This is a genomic window from Pseudoalteromonas sp. TB64 (assembly GCF_000498095.1).
Lineage (GTDB): Bacteria > Pseudomonadota > Gammaproteobacteria > Enterobacterales > Alteromonadaceae > Pseudoalteromonas.
Genome location: NZ_AUTQ01000129.1, coordinates 14,705 through 33,278, shown reverse-complemented (window position 1 = coordinate 33,278; position 18,574 = coordinate 14,705). Strand labels below are relative to the sequence as shown.

The window sequence follows — 18,574 nt, the reverse complement described above, 5'->3', positions numbered from 1 at the left end:
TTTGTTACCTTTTTTGCTTAAAGGCAGTTTTCTATGTTTAATTTTTTCAAATCTAAAAAAGCACCAGAGCGTCAGCTTAACCATGTAAGCGAGCTTAAAAAAGGTGACATGTTTACCGTTATTGATTCGTTTGCTTATCCTGCGTGGTTAAAGGGCGAAACGTTACGAGTTACTGATATTCAAACCTATCAATATCAGCATAGTAGTGATACTGAGTTTGTGCTTGAGACAAACAGCGGACAAGTTGTATTTTTACAAATAGAACAAGGTGACGGCGAAGCATGGGCTAATTTTTCTATTAAAATTCAGCGTAATGAAGTTGAAGAAATTTTTGGTCTTGATGAGTTTGCACGTATTTTTGATGAAGAGTCATTAACACATATAACAGTGCAAAATACGCCAGAGCGCTTTACGCAGTTTTTAGCTAAAAGCTATAAACAAAGCGAATCACCTTACGTATGTTACTTCCATAATAAAGATTACCGCAGCCAAACTTTACCTCGTTATGAGCAAGAGGGTGGAGAGCCATGCGAAATGATTTGCTTAGTATCAGATGATGAAGGCTATGGTTTGAATATTGAAATTTGGGACGGTGGTGAAACTGAAGTATCACTAACATTAACACGCCCAATTACCGACATTGTAGACCTATTTCCTGGAGATGCTAAGTGAGTGACGCTAAAGAAAAATGGTTACGCCAAGAACAAGCCGTACGCGCAACACAAATGGCATTTGATTTAAGCAGTGAAGTTCAAAAGTTGATAAAAAAACAAGCAATCGATCAAGAGCTTACTCCATCTGATATGATCCGAAAAATACTCAACTTAGACGTAAAATCAAAAAAAACGCGACAGCGTTTATCGTTTAACTTAAATGATGATGAAATAGCGCAACTTGCGAGTCGTTTTGAGGTACACAGTGATGATAAGCGAGCGGTAAAGCAGCAAGTAGCTGAGCTTTTAATTGCCTATACTAAACAATCTAAGTAATTGAAATTATAATAATATGAATATAATTTTAATTGCCTATTTATTTATTTTTGCTTTGTTTGGTACTGCGGCAAGTTACTTTGTACGTTTTATTTATGCGTACTGGATGCTCAATAAAATGCCGATGAAACACATCATTAAAGCGGGTATTTGCGTAGTGATGGTAGTTTTAATTTCAGCGTTAATTCCGTATTTAGATTAACGCTGAAATAATAACCGAAATAGTCTATTTTATATCAAACGATTGGCATTGTTGATTAATGCACAGCGACTGTATTTCTAAAACAGGTAAGCAATCGGTTAAGCCTTGGGCTTTATTTTGAGCATTTTCTTGTTTTGTTATTTGTTGTGCAACGTTATCTGCTTTTTCTTGTGAAGTATTAAGCGTTGAATAAACAGCATATTTGCTTGGTCCACCACACGAACGAGCACCTACTTCAAGTACCTTGCATTGAAAGCTAGCAGTACAGCTATTATCACTAACAATCTTATTAAGCTCGTTATTTAAACTCGCTAGGTTATTTTCATGCCCATTACTTGATGTTGTACTAACGCAGCCACTCAGTAATAAAATACTGGTAGCAACACTAATCATTGATAGTTTTACTGCTGATGGCAAACAACTCATAACGTTATCCTTAAAATGCACTTACCGCTGAACTTTCAAGTTTAACACATTTATTTTCAACACACTGCGTGCTTGGTGTAGTTAAATGCTGACAAGTACTCATCATATCTTTTTGTGCATTGTAGTTACTTTCAAATGCAGTAATTTTCTTGCTGAGATTTGTTACTTCTTCTTCGGCGACTGTTTTCGTTGAATATACAATATAGCTACTTGGTCCGCCACATGCGCGGCTACCTACAGGACTAACCTTACACTGCGCTGTAGTATCACATTGCGTATCGGCAACTAGGGTATTTAATTTATTTTTTGCTGCTTTAATATTATCAATAGATACGTTTTTTAAATTAATTTTTGGCGAGTTTTCAGCTTCTGCATCACTTGGTATTTTTATATCTTCTGATGACTTTTGCAGTACTGGTTTTGGTGCTTCAGTTTTGGTAGTGATCACGGCTTCTTCTGTTTCAGTTGGTGTTTTATCTAAACACGCAGACAAAAAAAGTGGTAATAGTATTGCCAATAATGGGGTGCGCATAATGAGCCTTGATAGTGATGAAATATTCATCACTATCATACACGGTGCATTTTTTACGGCAATAAAAACTATATTATCAAGTAATTAAAGCCGCTAAAAATACCGTTTGTTAAAGCCCACCTTGCGTAAGCTTGGTTGGGTTAAGTAGTTTTTCGAGTTCACTGCGTGGTAAATCGGTTTCTTGTTCGGCTACATCAATAATAGGACGAGCTTCTTTATAGGCTTGCTTTGCTATTTTTGCCGCTTTTTCATAACCGATCACCGGATTAAGTGCGGTAACTAAAATTGGATTTTTAGCGAGCGCCTTATCAATATTTGGCTGGTTTACTTTAAAGCTGGCAATAGCTTTATCGCCTAACGCTTGTGCACTATTGGCAAGTAATTCTATGCTTTGTAAAATATTATAAGCAATGACTGGCAGCATTACGTTTAGCTCAAAATTCCCAGCCTGTCCGGCTACGGTAATAGTGGCGTCNGTTACCAATAACTTGAGCGCTTACCATGGCAGCCGCTTCTGGTATTACGGGATTTACCTTACCAGGCATAATAGATGAGCCTGGTTGCAATGCTTCAAGCTCTATTTCACCTAAGCCTGCAAGTGGTCCTGAGTTCATCCAACGTAAATCGTTCGCTATTTTCATTTGTGCTACAGCAAGTACTTTTAATTGCCCAGAAAGTGCAACAATAGCGTCTTGTGAGCCTATGTTATAAAAAAAGTTACTACTAGGCGTAAATCTAATACCTACATTAGCGCTAAGGTTTTCTGTAAACTTTGCTGCAAATTTAGGATCGGCATTAATACCAGTGCCAACGGCTGTGCCACCTTGTGCAAGTTCGCAAACACGCTCTAAACTATGTCGAATTCCCGCTGCTGCATGATTAACTTGTGATTGCCATGCGCTTAGAGTTTGATCAAACGTTACAGGCATTGCATCCATTAAATGAGTTCGACCAGTTTTAACAATATGGCCTACTTCAGCTTTTTTCAGCTCTAAGCTTTGCGATAAATTTTCTAGTGAAGGAAGTAGCTCATATACCACGTTTATCGCACTACTTAATGCAATTGCGGTAGGTACTACATCATTAGAGCTTTGCCCCATGTTTACATCATCATTAGGGTGAATGCTTTCACTGCCTATACGACTAGCAAGCGTTGCAATAACTTCATTGGCATTCATATTTGAGCTTGTGCCCGAACCGGTTTGAAAAATATCAACGGGAAAATGCTCAACATGCTCGCCATCAATAATTGTTTGGCAAGCTTGTTCAATTGCATCGGCTTTAGTTTTACTTAAATGCCCAAGCTCACAGTTACTTTGTGCAGCGGCTTGTTTTATATAAGCAAGTGCAGTTATAAATTGCTTTGGCATAGAAAGACCACTAATTGCAAAGTTATTAACCGCACGCTGTGTTTGTGCCTGATAGAGTGCATCTGCAGGTACTTGTAGTTCGCCCATGCTGTCTGATTCTGTTCTAAATTGGCTCATAAGTGTGCTCCTTAAAAAGGGTTGAATTCGTGACTAAGAATACGAGCTTCGCGCTCAAGTATTAAAAATTGTGCAATATTGTTATGAACTTTATAAAAACGTTTTAATGCCATGAGTGGTTTATATAGCTGGTCTAAGCATTGTTTACGAATAGCATTATGTATAAGAGGGTCGCACATTTTATTCATAATTTCATGGTGTGTGCGTCTAAGATAAAACTCTTGAAGCAAAGGGTTATTTTGTCGCTCAAAATTTTTGGCTACGTTAAGTGCGGTTTCTATGTAATCGGCAACCAGCATTGGAGCGTGTAAGCCGGGTCTTAAGCAATGGCAAGATAGTTCTTGATGGTAACGATGCAGTGCATGATCTGAGGACATAAAAAAACCGACTCAAGTTAACGATAATAGTTATCATTACATTTAATCGGTTTCAGTGTAAACAGTTATTATAAAAATTATTTGCGGTATTAATTTGAATTTTAATTATAGCCAAGAATAAATATCTGGTCTGTTTCATGTTTAGTCATCGCCTTTTGATTATGTTTAGGGTGCGAAAGTAAATCAATTACTGTAGCTCTCATATCAACGGCGTAACTATGATCGTCGGTGGTTTTTTCTGTTATGGCAACGGCTGCATCTACAGCGGTATAAGGGGGTATATGCATAATTTTATCCTCTGGCTCTTTAATATAAGTTAAACCCTTTATTGGGCTAGTTATGTAAAAGCATATTACATACCAACCATAATGAACTTATTTAACTTCATGATAGTTAGGATGTTTAATAATTATCTATTTTTTCAACACGACAAAATAAGTTAAATTTGCTTTACTGTTGTGCATTAATCCACAATTTTGGTGCACCGTAATGACAAAGCCATTTTCACAAGCCTGTGAAAACAATAAAACCCCTATTTTAGAGCAATTAAAAGACGTTTTAAAAAACACTAAAACAGTACTCGAAGTAGGTTCAGGAACCGGTCAGCACAGTGTGTTTTTTGCAGATAAATTAGCTCATTTACAATGGTATACAAGTGATCGAGCTGTAAATCACGAAGGCATTAATTTATGGCATAGCGAGGTTAATTTAACTAATTTACATGCTCCGCTTGAGCTTGATTTAAATAATGAGTGGCCAATAGATAAAGTTGACGCTATTTATACTGCAAACACATTTCATATAGTTAGTTGGCAATTAGTTGAACGTTTTTTTGACGGCGTTAAGCGCCATTTAAATAGTGAAGGTAAACTTTGTATTTATGGACCATTTAAATATCAAAGTAAATTTACTAGCCCGAGTAATGATGACTTCAATACGTTTTTAACAGATCGAGATCCGTTAAGTGGAATAAGAGATTTTGAAGCAGTAGAACAACTAGCAAAGCAAGCAGGGCTTTCGCTTATTAGCGATACAGCCATGCCTGCAAACAATCAGTTACTCGTTTTTAAACGGCAGTAATGAAGTACATTGCGCTTTATATATATCAATATGATGGCGTTCACGTTTTAAATAGTCACTTATTGCATTACTAAAGTCGCTATCAACAATATGGTGAGCTGAGTAGGTAAGTACGGGTTCAAATCCGCGCGCTATTTTATGCTCACCCTGTGCCCCAGAATGAAAGCAGCTGAGCTTGTGTTTTATAGCAAACTCAATACCTTGGTAATAGCACAATTCAAAGTGAAGCGAATCTACTTCTTCGCTTGCTCCCCAGTAACGTCCGTAAAGCGTATTTTCGCCTACTAAACTAAGTGTTGCAGCAATCACGTTGTCGTCTTTTTTTGCTAACATAATAACGAGGTTATTCGCCATTAATGCATGTAAAAGCGTAAAAAACTCCATGTTTAAATAGCCTAAATGACCAGAGCGCTTTAAATAGGTGCGCTGATAAAACTCACAAAATAACTGCATTATCTCTGGCGTAATTTGTGTGCCTTGCAGCCATTCAATATCAATATTTTGTTGCGCTATTTTAGCTCGCTCTTTTTTAAGTGACTTACGTTTACGCGAGCTAAGCATTTGCAAAAAGTCGTCAAAGGTTTCAAAGCCTTTGTTAAACCACTGAAACTGCACACCGACTCTTAACATGGCGTGCTGCTCAGTTAATGATGTGGCTTGAGTTTGGTCGCAAAAGTTTACATGCCAACCAGACCAACCTTGCTGGGCACTGTGTACGCTAAGTTGTTCTGTAATGTATTGGTACACAGCGTTAGGGTTAGCGTGTTCAATAGCAATACGCTTGCCTTCAATAGGGCTAAACGGAATGCCTGATAGCCACTTGGGATAATACTCTAAACCATGCTTTTCGAACGCTTCAGCCCATGCCCAGTCAAATACGTACTCGCCGTATGAATGACTTTTTAAATACCCGGGTGCAAGTGCAACGAGCGTATCACCTTCAAAAATAGCTAAGTGGTGTGGCTGCCAACCGCTTTGCTGTGTTACACATTGGCTTTGCTCAAGGGCATATAAAAATGCATGTTGAGTAAATGGCTCATCGCCGAATAAGCGTTGCCACTGCGCCTGATCAATTTCATTAATACTGCTAAACCATTGGTGCGAAAACGTTCCCATAACTACTTACCTTGTACGTGTTCTACGTTTTTAATAAACGTACTAATTTGCATTTTAAGCTCGGTAAAATGAGGATTATAAGTTAAGCGTTGTAAAGCTGGGTATTGCTTTAAGTTAGCGCTTGTACGCTCTCCTAGCTGTGGGTTTTTAGTTGTTTTACATGTTTTATACAGCGGCTCGNGCTGCCGCAATTACGATAGGATGCGTTAATTCCGTAATGTGGATTTTGTGGTGAGTTAACAACCGCTATATGCGACATACCATGAATTTTTTTACACTGTTGTGTAGTGCATTGCGGATTGCTTACTGTGTAGTCACTCGTAAAGCCCGTTGGTAAAATATCGCTGCTTCCATAAAGTACTAAAGTATCGAGCGGCTTATATTTGATTGAATTACCTTTGTGTAATGCACTCAATAATTTTAGCGTGGCACGCGTATCTATCGTGGTATCAATATCGCTAAGTACACTAAAAATAGGCAATTTAAGTGCAGGGCGTTTACTCAAACTATCAATACTAGCAAGTGACATTGCATCGTACGAAGCGGTAGCTGCATTTAACGGAAATGATTCATACTTAGCAAAGTCTACATCAGCATCTTTATCTATCCAATTAACAAACGGAATAGCATCAATCCATTTTGCCATCCAACCTTGCTTATTATGTGGTTCAGAGCCAGGTGAATAAAGCATAAGTGCTTTAACTTTAGATGAAAGAGGTTGTTTGGTTACGTAATCAATAAGTAACGCTGCACCGGTAGAGTAACCTGCGAGTATCACCTCATCAAAGTCTTGTACTGAGCGTTCAACTGCGTATTTTATTGCCTGTTGCCATTGGCTGATTTTTACGTTTAATAAAGCGCTTGCCGCGCTTCCGTGTCCAGGTAATAAAATAGTTCGTACAGTATAACCTTGTTGATAATACACTTGTGCTAAATCGTGATATGTAAACGGTGTATCGGTTAACCCGTGAATTAATAGCGCGACCTTATTACTGTTTGGGTATGTTAGTTCAAAAGGAGCAATAATATCTGCAATAGTAGGGTCTAATTTACGCTTTCCTTGTGCTATTAATTGTTGGTATGTTTTTGTAATTACAGGGCATGGTATATTTGCACGTGGATTAGCTTTATTAATATGCTGGTAGGCGTAACTTAAATAATCATCGAATGGTAAAGCAGCGTGGTAATTAAAAGGTTGGTGGCTGTGCTCATTTTCAAAACGTAATAAACCTTGTTGCTTACTTTTCGTTATAAATTTAAAGTCGCTCGCTTGTTCTATACAGTTTTGAGCGACAGCAATATGAGAGAAAAAACTTAAAACCACACCCCAAAATACACTTAAAACTAAACCGCTATTGTTCATTTACTTCTACATATTGTACTAAACATTCAGTTAGCTTAATGAGTTCAAGCGGTTTTGCAAGATGTTGATTAAATCCAACTGCTTGAGCGTGTGCTTTATCCTCTGGCATAACATCGGCGGTTAAAGCAATAATAGGGAGTTCTTGCTCTGTTTTAAATTGCCTAATAAGTGCAGTGGCTCTATAGCCATCCATAATAGGCATTTGGCAATCCATGAGTACTAAATCAAAATGTTGATTTTTAGCAATATCAACAGCAAGTTCACCATTTTCTACTACGTACGGCACAATACCTAACGAACCAAGCATTGCTTTAATCACCATTTGGTTTACTGGGTTATCTTCTGCTACCAAAATATTTAAAGATGCAATATTAGTATTTTCAAAGGTAACAAGAGGTTGTTCTTGTGGTTCAATTGTTTCTAATTGTATTGAGAATGAAAAAGTAGATCCTTTATCTAATTCACTTTGAACTGTTAATTTTGCACCCATAAGTTGGCTTAGTTCTTTTGCTATTGTTAAGCCTAGCCCGGTGCCCCCAAACTGTCTTGAAGTAGAGTTATCGGCTTGAGTAAATGCATTAAACAGTTTTTGATGTTGGTTTGCTTTAATTCCAATGCCTGTATCAGAAACAGCAATAGCAAGCTGAACTTTATTAGCCGAGACAAATTCAGCCTCTATATTTATTGTAACACCGCCTTTGCTCGTAAATTTAATGGCGTTACTACATAGATTAAGAAGTATTTGTTCTATTCGCATAGGGTCGCCAATAAACCAAGTATCTACGGGGAGTTTATTATTAATTTTCCAATCAATGTTTTTATTATTAGCGCTGTGTTCAAACATATTATCAATACGCTGTACAAGTGCATTTAAATCAAATGGAATGGACTCAAGAACTAAGCGTTGCGATTCTATTTTTGAAATATCGAGAATGTCGTTTATTAAGCTTAATAGGCTTTTAGATGAAGAGTTTATTTTGTCTAAATAACCAATTAATGTGCTGGCGCTATCCTCTTTGCGAGCAAGCGAAGAAAAACCAATAACAGCATTAAGTGGGGTCCGTATTTCATGACTCATATTGGCTAAAAATTGACTTTTAGCTTGATTGGCTAAATCAGACTGTTTTTTAGCTTTTACTAGAGAATGCGTACGCTCAGATACTTGGCGAGTAAGTGCAATTTGCTGCTGATTAAATAAGAGTAATACAATTAAAATTAATGAACATACAGCGACTTGTAATATGAGTAATAACAACGCAAGTTGATTATTATGCTGTGCTAAAAAGCTTTCTATTAAAGTTAGTTTTACAATCCACTTTTGCCCTGCAAAGTCGATTGTAAATGACATTAAACTGCTTCCTTTTGCTTGTTCGATATTTCCTGAGTAGTTACTATAAAATGGCGGTTTATCTATGTCCTCATAAATACCAATAGAAAACATATCAGACTGCTCTTTAGAAATTGCTTGTTCAATAATACTACGTACTAAAAATACACCAGTGGCATAGCCTTTAATCGTTTCTTTATTGTCTTGAGCATAAACAGGTGCAAATAATAAATAAGCCGGTTTTGGTTGTTTGGTTTGTATAAGCTGAATTATTTTAGTCCCTACAGGCATATATTTAATTGAAGGGTTGAGTAGTGAGGATTTTCTATCAGGGTTAGAAAATACATTAAAACCAATTGCTTTTTGGTTTCCGTTAAAGGGGGCTATGTATTTTACGATAACAAGTGGATCATCTTCTTCAAGTGGTTCCCCTACAATATCAATATCTAAATGATAAATGTTTGACATTTCTTGAGTGAACGCTTGGCGCTGATCTTGTGGTATTTTTACATTCCACGATAGAGCTTTAATAAATGATTCTTGTGTAAGTAATTGGTTGGCGTAAGAATAAAAATCTTGTTGGCTTAATATAGAAGACGACTGCATTTGGCTTGCTAAACTTTGCACCGCAATAATACTGCTATTGGTGTGTCTATAAAGACTGTTTTCTATGACGTGAACTTCGCGTTCAGCAATTTTAATTGTATTTCTACGGTTTTCTTGATCATATAGCTGAGTTGTAACCGCTACCGATACAAATAGAATAGAACATACTGCTATTGTGGGAAGTACAGAAACACTATGTTGATAAGATTTTTGTGGTAACAAAGAAAGTAAAAATGGAGTGGCAATTAATACTCCTAATGTATCGCCTAACCACCAGTAAACTACATTTTCCCAATGGTTATCTATGCTATAAACAGAGTTAAATTGACTCAGTGCAAATACACCAAAATTAGCTGAAATTAAACTAACTAAAATGGCGATAACCACAATAAAGTAAATAATATTCTTTCGCTTTTTAAAGCGTAGTGGGTGCCCTAACCAAAACTTTAAGAGCGCAGCACCTAGCATTGCTTGCATTACAACACCAAAGGCAATATACATTGCCTCATTAAATGAGTTACCTACAAGCACCATTTCATGAGCTGAGCTATCAAAAATATTTAAATTAAATGCGATTGCTGCTACAAACAAAGGCGGAATAAATCGCCACCACCATATATAACAACCAACTAAAGCAATACCTGCGGGTAGCCAAATGGGAATAATTTGCGAGTTAAAAGCGAGTTTAGTAAGTGTAATACCGACTAAAAAATAAGCCAAAGCAAAAAGTATGTAAAAAATAGCAGAATGATATTTTGAATTAAAATATTTCATATAAGTCCCAAGCAATTTTTATTCTTATTTTTAATAGCTATCAGTATAGCTAACAGTGAGTTGTTTGCGGTATTTTTTATAATGGTAACTGTTTTTTGCTAAATGACTGCTTTAATACTATCGTCGACTCTATATTAGCAATATAACTTAAGCTACCTAATTGATGTTTTACGAACCTCTCGTAGCTTTCGAGATCGTGGGCTACTATTTTTAGTAAATAATCGTAACTTCCAGATATTACACAGCACTCTAATACGTGGCAGAGTTTTTCTACGTGTTGCTCAAACTGATCTGCTGCACTTACTGAGTTTTGGCTTAACCGCACAAATGCATACACTAATACATTAAGATTAAGCGCCTTAGGGTTTATGGCTGCGTGGTAGCCGGTAATAACGTCTTCCTGCTCGAGTTTTTTAATACGTCTTAGGCAAGGCGTATCAGATAAATTAATACTATTAGCTAAGTCAGAAACCGACATGCGAGCTTGGCTTTGAAGTGCTATGAGTAATTGCTGATCTTTTTTATCTAACATGATTGTCGGCTTTTATTAATTATTTTTATATTTGTAGTGATTATTGCTAAGTATGCTGGTTTTTACTAACTTTTTTGGCGTTTTACCCTCATTGAACTCTGTTAGCATTTAGCTATAAAAATAATAGAGTACAACAATGAGCACACATACCGTTATTTTCGATCAATGGATACGAACAGAATTTGTTACTTTAAATAGTGAGCTGGAACGGCTTTATTGGCAGCAAAGCGATAAAGCAAATGTAGAAGGAATTGGTGAAGCCTTAAAGCAACAATTAGAAAAAGAAGGCAACGCATTAATTAGTAATTTATTAGCCGAAGGAAACACAGATCAAGGCTTTGATAGTGCCTTTGACTTACTCGGTAACGTAGGATTGTTTATGGCTGCATGTAGGCGTCATGAAATTACCGAACCAAGCAGAGAAACCACTTCACCGCTAATAGAAGCCTCTGCGCTTGCTATGCATATTGGTGCATCTATTGGTGTAACACCTCGTTTTGCTACCGCACACTTAACTACTCATAACAAAGCACTTAACGGTATTTATAAGCGTTTTACTAATTTACCCGATGAAAAGCTATTTATTGATTATAACACTCAAGGTATTTTGGCCTATAAACGGGCAAGTGACGCTTTACTAAAAATATTGCCGCTCGGTATCTCACACCCCTTGTGTGGTGAATTATTAAAAGTAGCCAAACAAGCGCTTATAGATGTAATTGAATCAAATAACACACTTTATTCTGAGCTCGATACAGATCGCTTTTTTAACTGCGTTCGCCCTTATTATAAACCGTATCGTGTAGGCAAAGAGGTTTACAGAGGCGCAAATGCAGGTGATTTTGCAGGCATTAACGTGATTGATATGCTGCTAGGGCTTTGTAGCGCAAATGAGCCAAGTTACTCGCAAATGCTGGTGGATAAATTTTTATATATGATGCCAGAGGATCAACAAATACTACGAGAAGCCATGCGTATGCAAAGCTTTATGGATAACTTTTTACAAGCCGAGCAATATAAAAATACAGATTGGTTTAAAAACCACGCAAAGTTATTTATACAAGTGTGCAAATTACATGGCGACACCGCAGTCGGTCATCATAATCAACTGGTTGAAAAGTTTATTGCTCAGCCCTCAAAAAATATGCAACAGCAGCATATGAGCAAGGTAACAGCAAGCGGTCCGCCGCTTCATGTGTTGCTTGATTCGCTCGAAAAATTAAGAGATAGGCGAGCCAGCGCAAAACGCGACGATATAAAAACACGTTTTGATGATCTAAATACACTTAAAGAATGGGTTAAATAGCATGCTTAAAAATGATTTTTGTATGGCTGATGGCTGTTATTTATTAAATCACTCGGTTGGGCGTCCACTTAAAAATACACAGCAATATTTAGCCCAGCATTACTTCTTGCCGTGGGAGAGTTCAAATAAAGAGCCATGGCAACAATGGCTGCCCGCAGTTGAGCAGTTTACTACCGCACTTGGTAAGTTATTTAATGTGTCTAGTTCGCAGTTTTGTCCTCAAGTTAATTTATCAAGTGGCTTAACAAAGTTGCTTATGTCGTATCCTCGATTACAGCAAAAAAATTGTAAAGTGCTAATGGCGCAAAGTGATTTTCCGAGCATGGGTTTTGCAATGCAAAAAGCATTACCAGAGTGCGCACAAATCATGTTTATACCTGAGCACGAAAACTTAACTGATATTAGTGTTTGGCAGCGCTATATAACTTGCGATATCGACTTGGTTTTTATAAGCCATGTATATTCAAATACAGGCGTACAGTCGCCTGTATACGATATTGTAGCTATGAGCAAATTAACCAATAGCTTATCAATAATTGATGTTGCTCAATCAGCTGGTGTTATACCGCTCGATTTAAGCGTACTCGATGCTGACTTTATGGTTGGCTCAAGCGTTAAATGGTTATGTGGAGGTCCAGGAGCCGCTTATTTATGGATTAACGAGAATCAAATAGAGTGCTGTGAACCTAAAGATGTGGGTTGGTTTTCACATCAAAATCCATTTGAGTTTGATATTAATCACTTTGCATATAACGCCAGTGCGCTTAAGTTTTGGGGGGGCACTCCTTCTGTAGCGCCTTACATTATTGCAGCGAATAGCATTGCTTACTTTGCCGCATTGGGAATCAATAAAGTCAGAGCGCATAATTTCGAGATGATCACGCTTATTCACCAGCACTTGAGTGAGTTTGTAGTATCACCTACTTTAAACGATGAATGCAGTGGAACAGTTATTTTAAACTTTAATAGGCAACAGAATGCTGTGCTACAAGCGCTTAATAAAGCTGAAGTTAGTGTTGATGCTCGCAAATATGGAATACGAGTATCGCCTCATGTGTATAACACCACTGACGAAATACACATGTTTATTTTAACTATAAAGCAGGCGCTTAAGGCTGTTTAAGTTGTAACTTTTGTTGTGTAAGCGACTCAATTTGCTGTTGTGCTTGTTTAATTGCAGGCTCATATGATTGTTTTAAAGATGCCGTTTTCATAGCAATAGCATCAGCAATAGAAGATGCCCCCAAGCGATTTGCTTTATCTTGAGTCATATAATTTATTTGCTGCTTTTTTTCTGCATATTCTTTTTGATGTTCTTTGATAGAAAGTTGCAGCCTTTTAATATCACGATCTATTTGTTGAATTTTTAAATAACTATCTACAGAAGTGTCTGGGGCTTTATTGCTTTGCAGCTTACTACTATACGCTTTTGTTACATTAATCGTTTTAAGTGTAATAATTTCAGCATCTTTAGCGCAGGGGGTTTGGCTAAATGTAGGTATATCTTTAATAATACACTTATAAATAGTTGTGTCTTCAGCTTTACTGATAAACGGTGCTGTTAAACAAAGTGAGAGTAATAAAAGTCGAATCATGGTTAAACCTAGTTTGGCTTAAAGTTAAGCTAATAATGCACTAAGTTATTGTTTTTCACAATTTGTTTGATTTTATATTTTAGGTACTAAAGCATTAAATATGAAGAGTTATGATTTCATTAAATTTATGATTAAAAGCTGGTGATAGAGCTATTTAATACCAATTGAATTAAACGTAAATTACCTTAGTGATAATTGGTAAATTATAGAGGCTCACTTACCGAATATCATTTATATGATTGACTGTAGTGCGAAGTGAAATTTGGGCATAAAAAAACCACAATTAAGTGGTTTAAATTTAGTATGGTGGAGAGGGAGGGATAGACTTGCTTACATCCATGTAATCAATCGCTGCGCGACGCTTGCAGCGACCTAAAATGTTCCGGACATTTTATCGAACCCTGTCGAGGGTCCTCACCCTCCCAATTTCGTATCGGTGTTGAAATTTGGGCATAAAAAAACCACAATTAAGTGGTTTAAATTTAGTATGGTGGAGAGGGAGGGATTCGAACCCTCGATAGAGCTACAAACTCTATACTCCCTTAGCAGGGGAGCTCCTTCGGCCACTCGGACACCTCTCCAACGCATAACCGTTTGTATTGGTAGTAGTAAAAAAGCCACCAATTAAAATATGGTGGAGAGATAGGGATTTGAACCCTAGATGGGCTATAAACCCATGCCGGTTTTCAAGACCGGTGCATTCGACCACTCTGCCATCTCTCCGTGACGCAGAATAATACTTAGGTGATACCGCTGTGTAAATAGCAAAATGACTGTTTGCCTAAAATTTATACATAAATGAGGTTTTTTTTGTAAATAATGAAGAATTTAGGCAATTTTTAATAAAATAAATAGGTTGCAGCAAACTTGAGGGAGCTAAATAAGAGACTTTATTTAGTGGTTGGGTGTTTGCTGCACCGTAAAAATAATCATGGTTGAGTGATTATTTATATTGAGCTGGGCTGCTAAGTGCTAGTTTTTTGCCAAAACGGTTAAGTTTAGCTAACATTTTTGCTTTACGGTTAGTTGGTTTAACGCCAACGTGAGTTGCTGCTGTTTGATTTAAAGTATTAATTGGATTCATTATCTTGCTCCTGGTTGTGTCTGTTGAAAACGCGTGCATTTTGCACGTTAGTTGATTAAAAATAAAACGATAAAAGTTATAGGTGAAGCATTAGTTATTTTAATGTGAGGTATGTTTATTAATGCGTTGTTAAGTTTGGTTTTTTGATTTGTTTGCATACTTATTAAAAGCAAAAAAATTAAGTTATTAGTGTTAATAGTGGTTTTAAGAGGTTTTTTATTTATTCTTTATTAAAGTTTTATGTTTTTTGAATAAATATTCAGATTAAATAAATTTATTTAAAGTGTATTTTTAAGTTTTTTGGTAATGCGTAAAGGTGATCGAATTTGTCGTTATTAATAATTATTAAGCCAAACGCTAAAAAGCGAGCTGAAAAATTACTTGAGTGGCTCAAAAATGCGTGTGAAAAACGTGATTTATCGTATTCTATATTTGAAACAACAGGTGAGTTTGCTAATGACCTAGCAAAAATTAAAGTAATGTTAAGTCAATTTAGTAAAGCAGTGACATTAGGCGGTGACGGTACTTTGCATTTAACGGTAAATGCTCTAATGGGGAGTACTTGTACTCTAGCATTATTACCATGTGGTACAGGTAACGATTTTTCGAGAGGGTTTAGTTGTAACATAGCTGACTGGCAGCATGCTGTATTTAATAACCCTACAGAAGTTGATATTGGCCAAATTAATGAGCGATACTTTATTAACATTGCAGGTGTTGGCTTTGATGCTCATGTTGTAAATACATTGAATAATAAAACAAGAGGTTTTGCGTTTAGCTATAGCTGGACCAGCTTTAAAGAATTATTTTATTATAAACCTAAACAACTCAATGGTGTCTTTACTCAAGGCGCAGAACAATACCCTAATTTAATGACGGTGTTTGCTAATCATAAGCACTTTGGTGGCGGCTTAAAAATTGCGCCTAATGCATCGCTTACTGATGGGATGGTTGATTGTTATCAAGTGCGATCTGGTCGTGTTTTATGTAATGTAATAAGTTTTATTAAATTGTTTTTTAACCGTCATCAACACATAAAAAATCTGACTTATAGTCACTTAAGCAGCGCGGTTATAAATACGAATGGATTATTAATTGAAGCAGATGGTGAGCTGGTCGGTAAAACACCAGCGGTTGTAAGCGTGCATGCGCAAGCTTTACTTTTTCATATACCAATAAAAAAAGCGTCTACTGTAAAGTAGACGCTTTTGCGTTAGTTGCGTTAATAACGCCTCTAACTGGGGGCGGAGCCACTTTTAGCAATTGCTCTGTTAGCTAAAAAGGCATTAATTTTTTTAGTTGGAGTAAGCACAATAGCGTTACCCAATAATACTAAGCTAAATCCGGTAAAAGTATTCGCATGCCATTCAAAATTTTCAAAAAAGCTACTAAGTGTTACTGCAACCAGCGGAAATAATACAATCACGTAGCTGGCTTTTTCTGGGCCGATATTTTTTAGTAGCGCAAAATAACAGCCAAAAGCGATTACGGTGCCAAATACCGATAAATAAAGTAATGATAACCAGTAGCTAGTTGGAGCGCTTAAACTAAATTGCACGTCGTTTATTAATACATATAACGCTAAGCCAATAGCGCTATATAACATGCCCCATGCATTGCCTTGCAATACACCAATTTGTTTACGAGAATTGCGAACGCTTACCATGTTTCCTAATGAAGCCACAAAGGTGCCGCCAAGGGCAAGTAGTAACCCGACCAATGCACCATTACTTAAGTCGAATTGTTGTAACTGTGGCCAGAACAGACATGTAATACCTAATACCGCGAGTACTGCGCCTGTATAAATTCGTTTTGAAATAGGTTTACCAAAGAACAACCGAGTGTTGACGATATTCATAACAAGTAGCATCGAAAAGGCAATTGAGGCCATTGCTGAGGTTAGGTAATTTTGTGCCCAGTAAAGCATGAGGTAATTTAAGCCAAAGTTACAAATAGCTAATAAAATAAAAAAACCATGATCAGTTAAATTAAAGCGCATATCGGGTTTTTTGTAAGCCACATATAACCACATTAAAAGTGCTGCAATCGCAAAGCGGTAAAATAATGATAGCTCAACAGCAATATCGCCTAATTGAAACCCGATAGCTAGCCACGTTGACCCCCAAATTAAAACAGTTGTAATGTATAGCGCCGCACTTTTCATGGTTGATCTCCAAAACCCGATTTAATGGTTATTCTAAGACCTATCTGTATACTTACCATATACAGAAAAGTAAAAATGTAACCTATACAGATTTGGTGTGTAATGATCAGACAAAAAAATAGCCAAGGGCATGAGTTTTTATATCAACAAGTTATTCAGTTGATAAGAGATATGAGCGCCCAACAAGTTTTACTCCCGGGTGAAAAACTGCCATCACTGCGTAAAATGGCTGATAATTTAAAGGTAAGTATTCCAACCGTAAAACAAGCTTACCAGTCACTTGAAGATCAAGGCTTAATAGAGGCTCGTGCAAAATCTGGTTACTTTTTAAAAGCCGTAAATTTGGCACAAAACCTACCTAAACGAGTTAAATTAAGTCGCGAACCTGTGGTGGTAAATAAACAGGCGTTAATAGAGCAAGTATATAGCGCGATTCATCAAGCTAACGTAGTCCCTTTTGGTATCGCTAATCCAATTGCCGCAGCACCAACCGACAAAGCACTTGCCAGAAACATGCGCCGAGTAATGACTATCGCAGGCAGTAAAGCGATTAACTATGGGCCAACAGACGGTTTTGTTCCTTTGAAAAAACAGTTGGTGCATCGTTATTTAGATTTTGGCATTGGTATTAATATGGACGAGTTGGTGATCACCAATGGCGCACAAGAAGCGATGGCTATTGCGCTTAAATGCGTGACAAAGCCTGGCGATGTAGTTGCTATAGAAACGCCGTGCTATCACGGTATTATAGAGTTAATAGAAAGCCTAGGGCTTAAAGCGCTCGAAATACCATTGTGCCCAGATAATGGTATTTGGTTAAACGATTTGGAACGAGCTTTAAGTGAGCATGATATAAAAGCTTGTTTATTTTCGACTGCTATTAGTAACCCTGTAGGCAGTTTTATGCCAGATACAAATAGACAGCAGCTAGTGGAGTTACTCGAAAGCCATGACGTGGTGTTAATTGAGGATGATGTATACGGCGATTTATATTTTACGGCAAACCGAGGTACGCCTGCTCTAGCATATTCCAAAAAAGGGTTGGTAATTAGCTGCTCATCTTTTTCTAAAACCGCAGCGCCTAGCTATCGTGTGGGTTGGGTGGTTGCGGGTAAGTTTGCAACACAAGCGCGGCGATACAAAAGAGCACTGAGCTGTTCTGCTTCACTAATAAACCAATGGGCGCTATCTGAATTTATTGCTAGCGGAGAATACGATCGAAACTTAAAGGTGCTCAGGCAGCGCCTACGCGATAATAAAGAGCGTATGCGGTGGTGTTTACAGCAAGCAATGCCAAAAAACACACGTATAAGCGATCCAAAAGGGGGTTGCGTAATGTGGCTAGATTTAGGAAGCGAGTACGATAGCCAAAAGTTATTTTTACTCGCACTTGAGGTTGGTATTAGCATTACACCTGGGCTTATTTTTTCAGCCTCTAATAAATATAAAAGCTGCGTAAGGTTAAGTTACGGCGTGCAGTGGAGCGAGCAGATAGAACAAGCAATAATAACACTTGGCAAGCTTACCTTATTAGCTAAAAAATAGTATTTAGAACATAAAAAAGCAGCATTTAAGTAAACTTAAATGCTGCCAAAGGGATATTAAATAAAAAGA

At 37.2% G+C, this 18,574-nt stretch carries 18 protein-coding genes, 2 tRNA genes and 2 pseudogenes; 8 read left to right on the top strand and 14 right to left on the bottom strand.

The window, feature by feature from the left end:
- Positions 1 to 33 precede the first annotated feature (33 nt).
- The 3 genes from L647_RS0110235 to L647_RS0110225 are packed head-to-tail and all read left to right on the top strand — an operon-like array spanning position 34 to position 1,191.
- The gene (locus tag L647_RS0110235; protein WP_024611036.1) at positions 34 to 672 is read left to right on the top strand and encodes a DUF4178 domain-containing protein; all 639 of its coding nucleotides are present in this window, start codon (positions 34 to 36) and stop codon (positions 670 to 672) included.
- Entirely contained in the window at positions 669 to 989 is a 321-nt protein-coding gene (locus L647_RS0110230) for a hypothetical protein (protein ID WP_024611035.1), read from the top strand. The genes L647_RS0110235 and L647_RS0110230 overlap by 4 nt, the downstream gene beginning before the upstream one ends.
- A 16-nt stretch (positions 990 to 1,005) precedes the next feature.
- Positions 1,006 to 1,191, top strand: a complete 186-nt coding sequence (locus L647_RS0110225; RefSeq protein WP_024611034.1) for a hypothetical protein — start codon at positions 1,006 to 1,008, stop codon at positions 1,189 to 1,191.
- A gap of 24 nt (positions 1,192 to 1,215) precedes the next feature.
- Here the strand turns inward: L647_RS0110225 and L647_RS0110220 are convergent, their stop codons facing one another.
- From L647_RS0110220 to L647_RS0110200, 5 genes and pseudogenes are all read right to left on the bottom strand, one after another.
- Positions 1,216 to 1,617 (bottom strand): hypothetical protein, encoded by a 402-nt coding sequence (locus tag L647_RS0110220; protein ID WP_024611033.1) that lies wholly within the window; start codon positions 1,615 to 1,617, stop codon positions 1,216 to 1,218.
- A 10-nt stretch (positions 1,618 to 1,627) separates the two neighbouring features.
- Positions 1,628 to 2,149 carry a hypothetical protein gene (locus L647_RS0110215; protein WP_024611032.1) on the bottom strand — a complete coding sequence of 174 codons (522 nt, stop codon included), beginning with the start codon at positions 2,147 to 2,149 and terminating at the stop codon, positions 1,628 to 1,630.
- A 109-nt stretch (positions 2,150 to 2,258) separates the two neighbouring features.
- Positions 2,259 to 3,636: pseudogene (locus L647_RS01000000124015) on the bottom strand (class II fumarate hydratase).
- 11 nt (positions 3,637 to 3,647) lie between these two features.
- The gene (locus L647_RS0110205) at positions 3,648 to 4,013 is read right to left on the bottom strand and encodes a hypothetical protein (protein ID WP_231613191.1); all 366 of its coding nucleotides are present in this window, start codon (positions 4,011 to 4,013) and stop codon (positions 3,648 to 3,650) included.
- A 101-nt stretch (positions 4,014 to 4,114) separates the two neighbouring features.
- The gene (locus L647_RS0110200) at positions 4,115 to 4,300 is read right to left on the bottom strand and encodes a hypothetical protein (RefSeq protein ID WP_024611030.1); all 186 of its coding nucleotides are present in this window, start codon (positions 4,298 to 4,300) and stop codon (positions 4,115 to 4,117) included.
- 202 nt (positions 4,301 to 4,502) lie between these two features.
- On the opposite strand from L647_RS0110200, the gene L647_RS0110195 reads away from it, so the two are divergent.
- Positions 4,503 to 5,093, top strand: coding sequence for a DUF938 domain-containing protein (locus L647_RS0110195; RefSeq protein WP_024611029.1), 591 nt, complete (start codon positions 4,503 to 4,505; stop codon positions 5,091 to 5,093).
- On the opposite strand, the gene L647_RS0110190 is transcribed toward L647_RS0110195, so the two are convergent.
- The 4 genes and pseudogenes from L647_RS0110190 to L647_RS0110175 all read right to left on the bottom strand — a co-directional run bounded on the left by L647_RS0110190 (position 5,070) and on the right by L647_RS0110175 (position 10,811).
- Complete coding sequence (locus L647_RS0110190; protein ID WP_024611028.1) at positions 5,070 to 6,209, bottom strand: GNAT family N-acetyltransferase; 1,140 nt, start codon at positions 6,207 to 6,209, stop codon at positions 5,070 to 5,072. The genes L647_RS0110195 and L647_RS0110190 overlap by 24 nt on opposite strands.
- A 2-nt stretch (positions 6,210 to 6,211) precedes the next feature.
- Positions 6,212 to 7,572, bottom strand: a pseudogene (locus L647_RS01000000124010) (alpha/beta fold hydrolase).
- The gene (locus L647_RS0110180) at positions 7,562 to 10,279 is read right to left on the bottom strand and encodes an ATP-binding protein (protein ID WP_024611027.1); all 2,718 of its coding nucleotides are present in this window, start codon (positions 10,277 to 10,279) and stop codon (positions 7,562 to 7,564) included. The pseudogene L647_RS01000000124010 and the gene L647_RS0110180 overlap by 11 nt, the downstream one beginning before the upstream one ends.
- A gap of 76 nt (positions 10,280 to 10,355) precedes the next feature.
- Positions 10,356 to 10,811, bottom strand: a complete 456-nt coding sequence (locus L647_RS0110175; RefSeq protein WP_024611026.1) for an Lrp/AsnC family transcriptional regulator — start codon at positions 10,809 to 10,811, stop codon at positions 10,356 to 10,358.
- 136 nt (positions 10,812 to 10,947) lie between these two features.
- Between L647_RS0110175 and L647_RS0110170 the strand changes: the two genes are divergently transcribed.
- Both L647_RS0110170 and L647_RS0110165 read left to right on the top strand, forming a co-directional pair.
- A complete protein-coding gene (locus tag L647_RS0110170; RefSeq protein ID WP_024611025.1) occupies positions 10,948 to 12,117 on the top strand; it encodes a monodechloroaminopyrrolnitrin synthase PrnB family protein in 1,170 nt (389 codons plus the stop codon).
- Between the two features lies 1 nt (position 12,118).
- Entirely contained in the window at positions 12,119 to 13,240 is a 1,122-nt protein-coding gene (locus L647_RS0110165) for an aminotransferase class V-fold PLP-dependent enzyme (protein ID WP_024611024.1), read from the top strand.
- On the opposite strand, the gene L647_RS0110160 is transcribed toward L647_RS0110165, so the two are convergent.
- The 4 genes from L647_RS0110160 to L647_RS1000000126110 all read right to left on the bottom strand — a co-directional run bounded on the left by L647_RS0110160 (position 13,227) and on the right by L647_RS1000000126110 (position 14,796).
- The gene (locus tag L647_RS0110160; RefSeq protein WP_024611023.1) at positions 13,227 to 13,712 is read right to left on the bottom strand and encodes a hypothetical protein; all 486 of its coding nucleotides are present in this window, start codon (positions 13,710 to 13,712) and stop codon (positions 13,227 to 13,229) included. The two genes, L647_RS0110165 and L647_RS0110160, sit on opposite strands and share 14 nt — an antisense overlap.
- 488 nt (positions 13,713 to 14,200) lie before the next feature.
- Positions 14,201 to 14,293: transfer RNA gene (locus tag L647_RS0110155), tRNA-Ser, on the bottom strand.
- 51 nt (positions 14,294 to 14,344) lie between these two features.
- Positions 14,345 to 14,435 (bottom strand) — tRNA-Ser (locus tag L647_RS0110150).
- Positions 14,436 to 14,655: 220 nt separating this feature from the next.
- Entirely contained in the window at positions 14,656 to 14,796 is a 141-nt protein-coding gene (locus L647_RS1000000126110; protein ID WP_166110097.1) for a hypothetical protein, read from the bottom strand.
- A gap of 326 nt (positions 14,797 to 15,122) precedes the next feature.
- Here L647_RS1000000126110 and L647_RS0110140 point away from each other — a divergent pair, with 326 nt between their 5' ends.
- Positions 15,123 to 15,998, top strand: a complete 876-nt coding sequence (locus L647_RS0110140) for a YegS/Rv2252/BmrU family lipid kinase (protein WP_024611022.1) — start codon at positions 15,123 to 15,125, stop codon at positions 15,996 to 15,998.
- A gap of 32 nt (positions 15,999 to 16,030) precedes the next feature.
- On the opposite strand, the gene L647_RS0110135 is transcribed toward L647_RS0110140, so the two are convergent.
- The gene (locus tag L647_RS0110135; RefSeq protein WP_024611021.1) at positions 16,031 to 16,960 is read right to left on the bottom strand and encodes an EamA family transporter; all 930 of its coding nucleotides are present in this window, start codon (positions 16,958 to 16,960) and stop codon (positions 16,031 to 16,033) included.
- 102 nt (positions 16,961 to 17,062) lie between these two features.
- Here L647_RS0110135 and L647_RS0110130 point away from each other — a divergent pair, with 102 nt between their 5' ends.
- Positions 17,063 to 18,505, top strand: coding sequence for a PLP-dependent aminotransferase family protein (locus L647_RS0110130; protein ID WP_024611020.1), 1,443 nt, complete (start codon positions 17,063 to 17,065; stop codon positions 18,503 to 18,505).
- Positions 18,506 to 18,574: the final 69 nt, after the last annotated feature.

Excerpts from the sequence above, each read along its gene's own strand:
- L647_RS0110235 (WP_024611036.1), top strand. The coding sequence starts at position 34 with ATGTTTAATTTTTTCAAATCTAAAAAAGCACCAGAGCGTCAGCTTAAC.
- L647_RS0110225 (WP_024611034.1), top strand. The coding sequence starts at position 1,006 with ATGAATATAATTTTAATTGCCTATTTATTTATTTTTGCTTTGTTTGGT.
- L647_RS0110220 (WP_024611033.1), bottom strand. The coding sequence starts at position 1,617 with ATGAGTTGTTTGCCATCAGCAGTAAAACTATCAATGATTAGTGTTGCT.
- L647_RS0110215 (WP_024611032.1), bottom strand. The coding sequence starts at position 2,149 with ATGCGCACCCCATTATTGGCAATACTATTACCACTTTTTTTGTCTGCG.
- L647_RS0110205 (WP_231613191.1), bottom strand. The coding sequence starts at position 4,013 with ATGTCCTCAGATCATGCACTGCATCGTTACCATCAAGAACTATCTTGC.
- L647_RS0110200 (WP_024611030.1), bottom strand. The coding sequence starts at position 4,300 with ATGCATATACCCCCTTATACCGCTGTAGATGCAGCCGTTGCCATAACA.
- L647_RS0110195 (WP_024611029.1), top strand. The coding sequence starts at position 4,503 with ATGACAAAGCCATTTTCACAAGCCTGTGAAAACAATAAAACCCCTATT.
- L647_RS0110190 (WP_024611028.1), bottom strand. The coding sequence starts at position 6,209 with ATGGGAACGTTTTCGCACCAATGGTTTAGCAGTATTAATGAAATTGAT.
- L647_RS0110180 (WP_024611027.1), bottom strand. The coding sequence starts at position 10,279 with ATGAAATATTTTAATTCAAAATATCATTCTGCTATTTTTTACATACTT.
- L647_RS0110175 (WP_024611026.1), bottom strand. The coding sequence starts at position 10,811 with ATGTTAGATAAAAAAGATCAGCAATTACTCATAGCACTTCAAAGCCAA.
- L647_RS0110170 (WP_024611025.1), top strand. The coding sequence starts at position 10,948 with ATGAGCACACATACCGTTATTTTCGATCAATGGATACGAACAGAATTT.
- L647_RS0110165 (WP_024611024.1), top strand. The coding sequence starts at position 12,119 with ATGCTTAAAAATGATTTTTGTATGGCTGATGGCTGTTATTTATTAAAT.
- L647_RS0110160 (WP_024611023.1), bottom strand. The coding sequence starts at position 13,712 with ATGATTCGACTTTTATTACTCTCACTTTGTTTAACAGCACCGTTTATC.
- L647_RS1000000126110 (WP_166110097.1), bottom strand. The coding sequence starts at position 14,796 with ATGAATCCAATTAATACTTTAAATCAAACAGCAGCAACTCACGTTGGC.
- L647_RS0110135 (WP_024611021.1), bottom strand. The coding sequence starts at position 16,960 with ATGAAAAGTGCGGCGCTATACATTACAACTGTTTTAATTTGGGGGTCA.
- L647_RS0110130 (WP_024611020.1), top strand. The coding sequence starts at position 17,063 with ATGATCAGACAAAAAAATAGCCAAGGGCATGAGTTTTTATATCAACAA.